General features: G+C 67.8%; 9 protein-coding genes. 8 read left to right on the top strand and 1 reads right to left on the bottom strand.

The genetic code is table 11. The annotated features are described in order from the left end of the window. The first annotated feature begins 195 nt into the window (after positions 1–195). Entirely contained in the window at positions 196–2,634 is a 2,439-nt protein-coding gene (locus F8D48_RS01820; RefSeq protein ID WP_151429722.1) for a protein kinase domain-containing protein, read from the top strand. A 205-nt stretch (positions 2,635–2,839) separates the two neighbouring features. Here the strand turns inward: F8D48_RS01820 and F8D48_RS01815 are convergent, their stop codons facing one another. Next, positions 2,840–3,043, bottom strand: coding sequence for a DUF6724 family protein (locus F8D48_RS01815; RefSeq protein ID WP_338070807.1), 204 nt, complete (start codon positions 3,041–3,043; stop codon positions 2,840–2,842). A 175-nt stretch (positions 3,044–3,218) separates the two neighbouring features. Here F8D48_RS01815 and serS point away from each other — a divergent pair, with 175 nt between their 5' ends. The 7 genes from serS (at position 3,219) to F8D48_RS01780 (ending at position 10,140) form a co-directional block, all read left to right on the top strand. Continuing rightward, positions 3,219–4,514, top strand: a complete 1,296-nt coding sequence (gene serS / locus F8D48_RS01810) for a serine--tRNA ligase (RefSeq protein ID WP_151429721.1) — start codon at positions 3,219–3,221, stop codon at positions 4,512–4,514. 7 nt (positions 4,515–4,521) lie between these two features. Beyond that, positions 4,522–5,604 (top strand): hypothetical protein, encoded by a 1,083-nt coding sequence (locus tag F8D48_RS01805; protein WP_151429720.1) that lies wholly within the window; start codon positions 4,522–4,524, stop codon positions 5,602–5,604. Next, the gene (locus tag F8D48_RS01800) at positions 5,604–6,002 is read left to right on the top strand and encodes a cyanophycin synthetase family protein (RefSeq protein WP_151429719.1); all 399 of its coding nucleotides are present in this window, start codon (positions 5,604–5,606) and stop codon (positions 6,000–6,002) included. Before F8D48_RS01805 ends, F8D48_RS01800 begins: the two co-directional genes overlap by 1 nt. Positions 6,003–6,004: 2 nt before the next feature. Next, positions 6,005–7,438 carry an aminotransferase-like domain-containing protein gene (locus F8D48_RS01795; protein WP_135970006.1) on the top strand — a complete coding sequence of 478 codons (1,434 nt, stop codon included), beginning with the start codon at positions 6,005–6,007 and terminating at the stop codon, positions 7,436–7,438. Further along, on the top strand, positions 7,435–8,439 hold the full coding sequence (locus tag F8D48_RS01790) for a D-alanine--D-alanine ligase family protein (protein WP_151429718.1): 1,005 nt from the start codon (positions 7,435–7,437) through the stop codon (positions 8,437–8,439). Before F8D48_RS01795 ends, F8D48_RS01790 begins: the two co-directional genes overlap by 4 nt. A gap of 309 nt (positions 8,440–8,748) precedes the next feature. Next, positions 8,749–9,294 carry a YtxH domain-containing protein gene (locus tag F8D48_RS01785; protein ID WP_205717304.1) on the top strand — a complete coding sequence of 182 codons (546 nt, stop codon included), beginning with the start codon at positions 8,749–8,751 and terminating at the stop codon, positions 9,292–9,294. A 3-nt stretch (positions 9,295–9,297) separates the two neighbouring features. Then, entirely contained in the window at positions 9,298–10,140 is an 843-nt protein-coding gene (locus tag F8D48_RS01780; protein ID WP_151429716.1) for a PRC-barrel domain-containing protein, read from the top strand. The last annotated feature ends 70 nt before the right edge of the window (positions 10,141–10,210 follow it).

Genomic DNA, 10,210 nt, shown 5'->3' with positions numbered 1-10,210 from the left:
CACCCCCCACCCCGTACCCTCGCACCCGGCGCACCCACCTCCCGCACACCGTGCTTCGTCCCTCCCACGTTGGCGCGGCACCGTTTGGCCCGTGGAAGCCGCCGATCAACGGTCGCCGCGGCGTTGCCCGGGTGGTAGAATGGCCCTACCTCAAGAACATGCAGCCCAAACGAAGACAGAAGAGGTTCTCGCCCCATGGCACGATCTCAGCTCATCCTCAATCGCTATCGCGTTATCGACCAGGCCGGTGCCGGCGGCTACGGCACCGTCGTGCACGCCTTCGACACCCATCTCAAACGCGATGTGGCCATCAAGTGCATCGAGCTCTCGGAAGACGAGGTGGCCCGGGCGCGCCTCGTGGCCCTAGAGGCCCGCATGGCCGCCGATCTGGAGGACGGAGAGCCCTCCGCGGGCGCTGTAGCCGCTGGCGTTACGGCTCCTGCGGGTGCCGCGCCTTCCGGCGCCTCCGCCCCGGCCTCCGGTGCCGCCGATTTCCCCGCCGACCCCGCCTTCCTCCGGGGTGTCGACGAACGTCGTAGCGGTCGTCACTCGGCTGCGACTGTGCGCAGCGCCGAGGAGGTGCCCCCCTGGGAGGACATGGCCTTTGCCGAGGAAGAGGACGACTCCCTTGTTCCCTGGAACGCCGCTACCGGCGGCTTCGCCGGCCGTTCGCGGCCGAGCTTGGACGGCCGGGTGGGGCCCCGCAAGACGCGCCATGCCCCCGAGGCCCCCTACGTACCGCCGGTGGAGGTGCAGGATGCCGCCCCCATGAGCGACTACTTCGACGAGAGTGCCGTGGATGTGCGCCATCTGCGGGGCATCCGGGCATCCCGCACCATCGACGGGGCCGCCGAGAAGCGCCGCCGCCGCGGGGGCCGCGCCGCGGCCGCCTCCGTCGCCGTGTCGAGCGTATCGGCCGCAGTGGGCGGGGCCGGCGCCTCCGTGCCCCCGGCTTCCACCGACTTCGACGAGACCGACGACGCCGATCTCTTCGAGCACATTCCCGGCTTGGAGGAAGCCCGATCGGTGGCGAAGCTGTCCGATGCCAACATCGTCACTGTGTACGACTGCGCTGTAGAGGACGCCTGCGCCTACGTCATCATGGAGTACGTCGAGGGCAAGACCTTGGCGCAGATCATCGACGAGATCGACGACAGCATCACCCTGGATGTGGTGGCCGCCGTCTTCTCGGCCGTGGCCCATGCCCTCGAGGTGGCCCACGGCGCGAACACGCTGCACCTGGACATCAAGCCCGAGAACGTCATCGTGAACTCCAAGGGCGTGGCGAAGGTGACCGACTTCGGCCTGGCCGCCCTCATGGACGCCACGGGATCGGGCACCACCGGCGGCGGCACTATCGGCTATATGCCGTTAGAGCAGATGCGCCAGGAGCCTTTGGACGTGCGCACCGACGAGTGGGCCCTGGCGAGCCTCACCTACGAGATGCTCTCTGGCGAGAACCCTTTCTTCGCCAACGACCTGCCCGAGGCCGAGGAGGCCATCGAGGAGGCGGAGCTGGTGCTGCCCTCTCTGTGCTGGGACGAGTTGCCCGCCGAGGCCGACGACATCATGTTCGCCGCCCTCGACCCCGACCGCGACGAGCGCTTCGATACCGTAGCCGACTTCTCCGAGGCCCTCATGCCCCTGCTCGGCAACGCGAAGAAGGGCAAGAAGGTGCTGGCCGACATCGTGAAGGGGAAGGAAGACGCTGTCGCCGCCCCTGAGCCGGTGGAGCCCGCCGAGCCCCTGCCCCCCTTGGTGGACCGCCTCGGTCTGCGGGGCGCCATGGTGGTGGGCCACAGCCTGGCCGCCGTGGCCGTGGGGCTCATGGCCGCCGTGGGCATGGCGAACATCTCCCTGAGCCCGGGCTCGGCCATGGGCCTGGCCACCGATGCGCCGGTGGTGTACTGGGTTCTGGTGGCCCTCTGCGCCGGTGCGGCGGCCCTGCGACCCGCCTGGGGCTCGCTTCTCGGTTACGGGGCCCTCGTGGTGGGGCTCGGGGCCTCGGGCAGCTGGGTGCTCGCCCTGTTCCTGGCTGCGGTTACGGGGCTGTGGTGGTACTACGTCGGTCGGCGCGGTCCTACCCAGGCCGTGGCGGCCCTGGCTCAGCCCCTGTTCGGCTCCTTCGGTTTCGCGGGGCTGGCGCCGGTGTGCTGCGGCGTGTTGCTGCCGGTGCTGCAATCGGCCATCACGGCGGCCTTCACCTTCGCGACGGCTCTGGTCATGGCTTCCTTCGGCTCCCTGGATCTGCTGAACTGGGACGCTCTGCTCCATGTGGAGTTCGGCAGCAACCCCCAGGCGGCCTGCATCTCCATGGTCTCCCAGAGCGCGCCGTGGGCCATCGGCGTCAGCTGGATCGCCGCGGCCGCCGCCTACAGCCTGTTCTGCGTGCGCGGCACCCGCAACTTCGATATCGCCGGGTCGGTGGCGGCCGCGGCTCTGCTCATGCTCGGCGTGTGCGCCGCGGCCCACCTGGGCTCCTTCGGCGGCTCGTGGCTGCCCGCGCCGCCGGCTCTGCTGGGCGCCCTCGTGCCCGGTGCCCTCGGCATTGTCGCCGCGGTCATGGGCATTCCCGACCGCGCCCGCTGGGCCGAGGAGGAGTGGTACCTCGACGACGAGGAGCTGGAAGGGTAGGGCCTGTCCCAGCCCGGGGCCGCTCGTGCTCGGCCCGGACTGCGGCCGCCGCTCGTGCTCGGTCCCAGGCTGCGCCCGATCTCGGGCCGCTTGCGCTCGGCCCCGGCCCCGGCCGGGGCGCTCTCGGCTTCGAGCCCAGAAACACCGCGAGCCCGACCGTGATGGCCGGGCTCGCGTGGATGCGCGGGTCAGTGGCGAAGGCGGGCTAGTTCTCCTCGCCGTCCTCGTCATCGTCGAACAGCGACCAGTCGTCCTCGGTCTTCTCGTGGTTCTTGAACTGCTTGCGGGTCTTGCGTTCCAGAATGACGCACACGATGATGCTCGCGAGCAGGCCGATGCCGACGAGTACACCAATGCCGGGCATGGTCTCGAACAGGAAATGGTAGATCTCTTCAAAGTTCATGTTCATGGCGTCGTCCTCGTCTGCCTGAAACGCCGCGGGGCCCCTGGTGCCGAACGCGGCGGCGGGTTGGTGTTTTGCTGGGGAAAGTATACTATGCTTCTTCACCGCAAACGCAATCTCCACGCCCACTGGTTGCGCTATACTGGTCGAACGCAAAACGCACGATTCGAGGAGCGCCCCTATGCTGGATGTCAAATACGTTCGCGACCATCTTGATGAAGTGGCCGAGGCCATGCGGAACCGCCATGCGTCGTTCGATCCGGAGCAGTTCGCTGCCCTCGATGTGCAGCGTCGCGAGGTCATCGCCGAGGAAGAGGCTCTCCAGGCCGAGCGCAACCGTATCTCCAAGCAGATCGGCGCGCTTATGGGCCAGGGCAAGAAGGACGAGGCCGAGGCCGCCAAGGAGCAGGTGCGCCAGATCAACGAGAAGCTGGAAGCGGCCAGCGCCGCCCGCACCGAGGCCGATGGCGTGCTGCAAACGCTGCTCATGAGCGTGCCGAACCTGTGCGACGCCTCCACCCCCATCGGCGAGGACGAGGACGACAACCCCGAGGTGCGCCGCTGGGGCACCCCGCGCGATTTCGCGGCCGAGGGCTTTGAGGCCCAGGCCCACTGGGATCTGGGGCCGGCCCTGAATATCATCGACTTCGAGCGCGGCGTGAAGCTGGCCGAGAGCCGCTTCTACGTGCTCGGCGGCGCCGGCGCCCGCCTGGAGCGCGCCCTCATCTCCTTCATGCTGGATCAGCACACTGCCCGCGGCTACAAGGAGTGGTGGGTGCCGGCCATGGCCAACGCCGCCACGCTTACGGGCACCGGCCAGCTGCCGAAGTTCGAGGAGGATCTGTTCCACACCACCGAGGGGCTCTACCTCATTCCCACGGCCGAGGTGCAGCTGACCAACCTGCACGCCGGCGAGGTGCTGGATGCCAGTCAGCTGCCGCTGCACTACTGCGCCTTTACCCCCTGCTTCCGCGAGGAGGCGGGTTCGGCCGGCCGCGATACCCGCGGCATCATCCGCGTGCACCAGTTCTCCAAGGTGGAGATGGTGAAGTTCGCCACCCCCGAGACCGGCTTCGCCGAGCTGGAGTCCATGGTGGAAGACGCCGAGAACATCCTGCAGAAGCTGGAGCTGCCCTATCGCGTCATCAGCCTGTGCACCGGCGACATCGGCTTCTCCTCCGCCAAGACCTACGACGTTGAGGTGTGGCTGCCCAGCTACAACGCCTACAAGGAAATCTCCTCGTGCAGCTGCTGCACCGACTTCCAGGCCCGCCGCGCCAACATCAAGTATCGCGATCCGGCTAACTTCAAGGGCACCCGTTTCGCCTATACCCTGAACGGATCGGGTCTGGCCGTGGGCCGCACCATGGCCGCGGTCATCGAGAACTACCAGAACCCCGACGGCACCATCACGGTGCCCGAGGTGCTTGTGCCCTACATGGGCGGCAAAACGGTGATTGGGCCGGAAGAGGTCTAAGGCCATCATGGGTGCACAATCGCGCGAGCCGGGGCCTCGCGAGTCCCGGCGCCGCGCCTCGGCGCAGCGTTTCGGCCGCGGAAGCGGGCCGTCGGCAGAGCGCCGCGCCGCGCGCCGCGGGACGGCCGCCTGGGATGATGAGCCGCCTTCGGCCGAGGAGCGCGTCGCGGCCCGCCTCGCCCAGCGCGCCGGTGCGGCCGGGGGCGAGGCGGGCCGTTCGGGTCGTACCGGTCGCGGCGGCCGCACGGATCGCGCGAGCCGTCCCGCCGTGCGCAAGCGCCGCTGGACGAAGGGGAAAGTGACGGCCCTCGTGCTGTCGCTGCTCGCATTGTCCCTGGCGGCCGCCGTGGTGGCCGGCTTCTCGTGGCTGCGCTGGTTCTCCGCCGACGACGGCGCCGACATCCAGGGCACCTGGTATCTGGCCGGTACCTCCACCCCCATCACCATCACCGACGAGCGCATCCAGTTGACCGAGGACGTGGCCTACCACTACGCCCTGGATCCGGTTGCCAAGACCATCCAATTCACCTTCGGGAACCTCACGGGGGGCGGCTGCTACCGCTTCTCGCTGGATCGCGACGAGCTGGCCCTGGTGGACGGCTCCTTCTCGGCCACCGACACCCTGGGCCGCGATATCGGCTGGACTCTGGAGGCTCTCATCGAGAAGCTGCGGGACGGCGACCTGCCCCCGGCCGAGGAAGCGGGCCGCGGTCTCACTCTGCTCTCGCGCACTCCCACCGCCGGGGCCACGGCCAACCCTCAGTCGGTGCGCGACACCCCGGCGCCGGGGGAGGGCTCCCTTGGCAGCGCTGACGGCGCCGACGATGATTCGGAGACCGACGGCGGCGCCCAGACCATCGAGGACGAGCCCGTGGGCGACCTGTCGGGCAAGGTGCCCGCCGCCATCGACGAGCCCCGCGACAAGGCCGCCGATGACACAGGCGGCGCCGGGGCGTCTGGCAGCGCCGACGGCGCGGGTGGCACGACGGGCGGCACCGGAGACGGCGCGAGCGCTCCGGATGGCGCTGGCGCGGCGGGTGCGGGGGCTGACGACGACGGTGCCGGAATCTCGGCCGGCCGCGGGGCCTGATGGCGGCCCTCGTCCTCGAGCGAGCGGCCATCGAGCGCGACCGCATGGCCCTGCTCGTGCGCGTGGCCGGCGGCGCGAGGGCCCGGCTGTCCCCGGCGGCCGCGGCCCGGCTGCTGCGGGAGCGCCCCACTCTGGCAGCCCACGCCTGCCTCAACGAGGCCGGCGAGCCCTTCGGCGCCATCCTCGACCGTACCTCCCTTCCCCATATCCTGGAGCATCTCATCATCGATTTCCAAGCCGAGCTCGATGACCGTTCGGCGGCAACTTTTGTCGGTACGACGGAATGGCTGAACGAGCGCGAGGGTCTGGCCCGCGTTGAAGTAAACTTTACCGATGACCTCATCGCACTGGCGGCCTTGAAAGCTGCCTGCGCGCTTATGGAAGGGATGGTGGATTAGCCATGTCATCAGCTCACATCACCTTCGACACCACGGGCGACAAGATCGCCCATCGCGTGCGCATCATGCGACCCTCGGCGGTGCGCAACCTCTTCGCCGCCGCCACGCGCGACGACGTGATCTCGCTGTCGGGCGGCATGCCCGCCGTGTCGCTCCTGCCCGAAGAAGACGTGCGCCGCGCCGTGCTGGCCGCGGTGGAAAGTCCCCAGGCCCGGGCCGTGTCGCTGCAGTACGGCCCCACCGACGGCCTGGCCGGCCTGCGGGCCGTGCTCGCCGATATGATGCGCGATCTGGGCATTCGCGTGAAGGCTGACCAGATTCTCGTTACATCGGGGGCCCAGCAGGCCCTCACGCTCATCGCCGAGGCCTTCATCGATCCAGGTGACATCATCATCACCGAGGGCCCCACCTATCTGGGGGCGCTGCAGGCCTTCTCCGCCTTCGAGCCCGATATCCGCGCCATCCCCTTCGACGAGGACGGCATGCGCATGGATCTCTTGGAGGCCGAGCTCGAGCGCATCGGCAAGGGCAATCCGCGCCTGAAGTTCTGCTACACCATTCCGAACTTCCAGAACCCCGGTGGCGTGACCATGAACGCCGAGCGCCGGCGCCGTTTGCTGGAACTGGCCGACGAGTACGGCTTCATGGTGGTGGAAGACGACCCCTACGGCCGCTTGCGCTACGACGGCGGCCATCAGGTGCCTTTGAAGGCCATGGACGATTCGGTCATCTACCTGGGCACTATCTCGAAGATGTTGGGGCCGGGCCTGCGCACGGGCTGGATTGCGGCGCCGGAATCGGTGCTCGCCCGCGTCAACCTGGTGAAGCAGGGGGCCGATCTGTGCGGCAGCGCCTTCGACCAGCTCGTGGTGCAGCACTACTTCGCCGATATTCCCTGGCAGCGCACGCTGCAAAAGTTCATCGCCCTATACAAGGAGCGGCGCGACACTATGCTGGCGGCCCTGGAAGAGTTCTTCCCGCCCGAGGCCTCCTGGACCCATCCCGCTGGCGGCATGTTCCTCTGGATCACGCTGCCCGACTATATGGATACCGATTCGATGCTTGCCGAGGCGCTGGAGGCGGGCGTAACCTATGTGCCAGGGAACTCCTTCTTCCCCGATGGCGTGACCGGCAAGAACTCCATGCGCGTGAACTTCAGCTTCGAGACGCCGGAATCCATCACCGAGGCCATCCGCCGGCTGGCCGGGGTCATCGAGGAGCGCCTGGAACTGTACCGTGTGTTCATCAATGCCGGCGCGCTGCCGGGTTACGGAAAGGAGGCCGTCATGGCCGAGAACGAGCGCGAGAATTGGGACGAGGTCATCGTGGCGTCCGAGCAGAACGAGGAGGCCGTCATGCAGTCCCACGACGGTGATGCCGCCCAGATCGAGATTGCCGAGGACAAGGTGGCCGAGGCCGAAGAGGAGGCTCGATGAAAGTAGCAGTGCTCATGGGAGGCAAGTCCTTCGAGCGTGAGGTGTCGCTGGCATCGGGCAAGGTGGTCTGCGAGGCCCTGGAAGAGGCCGGTCACAAGGTGGTGCCGCTGGACACGAACGCCGACTTGGTGCCCACCCTGCGCAGCGAGCGCCCCGATGTGGTCTACAACGCCCTGCACGGCAAGCACGGTGAGGATGGTACCATCCAGAGCCTGATGGAGTTCGTCGGCTTGCCCTTCGTGGGCTCGCCAGCCAGCGTGTGCCATTGCGCTTGGAACAAGGACGCGCTGCACTCCTCTCTGGAGAAGTACCGCGACATCACGGGCGAGGAGGGCATCGCAAGCTGGCCCCAGGGCGTGTACCTGTCTCGTGACGCCTTCAAGGACATGGGTGCTGCCACGGCTCTCGACCTGGTGGCCGACCGCGTGATCGGCGGCTACCCGGTGTGCGTGAAGCCGGCCCACGGCGGCAGCGCACTCGGCGTACACAAGGTGGAGAGCCAAGACGAGCTCGGCGAGGCGGTGCTCGATGCGCTCTCCTTCGACGAGGCTGTGAACATCGAGCAGTGGGTCGACGGCGTGGAACTGTCCGTAGCCATTCTCGGCACCGGCTGGGACGCCTATGCGCTCCCGCCGGTGGAGATTGTGGCTCGCGAAGGGGAGTTCTTCGACGCAGCGGCCCGCATGCGCAACGACGCCGCGGAGTTCTTCTGCCCTGTGCGCCCGGCGTCGCTCTCGCCCGATGAGGCTACGGCCCACGCCATCCGCGCCGAGATCGAACGGGCCGCGCTGGAAGTGTATCGCGCCTACGGCGCCCGCGATCTGGGCCGTGTAGACCTTGTGTGGGACGGCGGTGCCGCCCGCTGCTTCGAGCTGGACGTGTCCCCGGGCATGACGCCGCATTCCCTGTTCCCCATGGCCTGTTCGGCTGCCGGCCTCACCCTGCCCAAGGTGCTCGACACCCTGGTGGAAGAAGCCTACGCCCGCGGCGCCAAGTTCTAGGCCGCTACACATTCCCCTCAGTGCGAAAATGCGCGTTATCGCGAGTTTGAAGCGGCTATCGTTGGAGCAGGGCTCGCGATAACGTAATTTTTCGCACGGGGGCCATCTGAGTTTCCCCGATCCCGCCCCTTTTCCTCGGCCTGTGTCGCTCTTGCGCACAGGCTGAGGTTTTCTCTGAGAGTTTTCCTCATCGATGATGTTTGACGGCTTGTTTACCGTAAGGTGAGAAGCGGGCTTTCGCGGCCCCGTTTCGGGTGCGCTCACCCTATAATGAGCGGACTTGATAACCTGTCGATAAAGGAGGCAGTTATGGCCAACAAATTTGGAATGTTTCTGATCGGTGGCGTCGTCGGTGCCGTCGCAGCCCTGCTGGCCGCGCCGCGTCCCGGCGCTGAGACCCGCGCCATGGTGGCCGACAAGGCCAACGACATCCTGGGCGATGCCCAGCAGTGGGGCGGCCAGGCCGCCGCTGGAGCCCAGCACATCTACCAAGAGGCTGCCACCAAGGGAGCCGAAGTGGTGAACAGCGTGACCGCCCGCGGCCAGGAGATCGCCTCCGAGGCCGCTGCTCGCGGCGCCGATATGGCCGCGTCCATCCAAGAGGCTGCCAGCAACATTTCCCCCACCATCAACGAGAAGGGCGACGAGCTGCGCGAGAAGATCGAGGCAGCCCGCCAGCGCATTGCCGACCAGGTGGCCAAGAACGCCGGCGAGGACGCCGACGCGGTGGCCGATGCCGCCGAGGATGTGAAGGCCGCGGCTGTCGACGGCACCGAGGCTGTAAAGACCGCCGCCCACGAGGCCAAGGAAACCGTGAAGGAAGTTGTCGCGGACGATAAGAAGGACGCCGAGTAGACCATGGCCAAGCGTTACGGCACCACCGGAGAGATTGTCGGCAAGCGCGTGTTCCTCGATAGGAGCACGCCGAAGAGGCCCGAGGCGGTCAAAAGGCTGGGGAAGGTGCGCCACTGTGTGTTCCATCCCATCCAGCGCCGCTTCGTCGGCTTCATCGTGAAACGGCCCGATTTGTTGTGGATGTTCCACCGCAAGGATGTGTTCGTGGCCTACAACGGCTACGACGTGGTGGACGGCCGTATCCTCGTGCTGCAAGATGCCGCGGCCACCGATAAGGGCGCCTGCAAGGCTCTGGGCGTGGATTACGACGACTGCGTGCTGTGGGCGGGGCTGCCCGTCATCGGCGAGGACGGCACCGTCTACGGCACGGTGGGCGACGTGTCCTTCGATCCCAAGACTGGCGAGGTGCGCTTTCTGGCCGTGACCCAGGGAGCCACGGCCAACGCCCTGCTCGGCGTGAGGGAGATTCCCGGCTCTATGATCCGGGGTTTCCGCCGCGGCATCGGCACGGCGCTGTCCGTGAACGGCCAGGCCGACGCCGAGAACCCCGAGCTGGGGGCCATCCTCGTGAGCGACGAGGTGGCCGAGTTGACAGTCGAGGGCGGCTTGGCCGCCAAGGCCGGCGAGGCCACGGCCGTGGTGGCCGATCGGGCCCGGGAAACGGTGGAGGCGGTAAAGCCGGCGGTGTCTACAGCCACGAAGGCCGCGGGCAAGGCCGTCAACGCCGGCGCCTTCGCCACGGGCCGCCAGATCAAGCGGGCTAGTGGCATGTTCTCCGCCTTCAAGGAGGAGTACGACAAGGCCCGCAAGGACGACGATGAGCGCGGGGGCGGACTTGCCCGGTAACATTGTCCCAGTATGGGGGGCGTGTTGGCGCGAAGGTCCGGCCGGGCGTCTCGGGCTCTTCGCGGGCAGC

This window comes from Adlercreutzia muris (assembly GCF_008831045.1).
In the GTDB taxonomy this organism is placed as follows: domain Bacteria; phylum Actinomycetota; class Coriobacteriia; order Coriobacteriales; family Eggerthellaceae; genus Adlercreutzia; species Adlercreutzia muris.
Note: the sequence above shows the minus strand (reverse complement) of the source record. Positions and strands in the feature narration are given on the sequence as shown.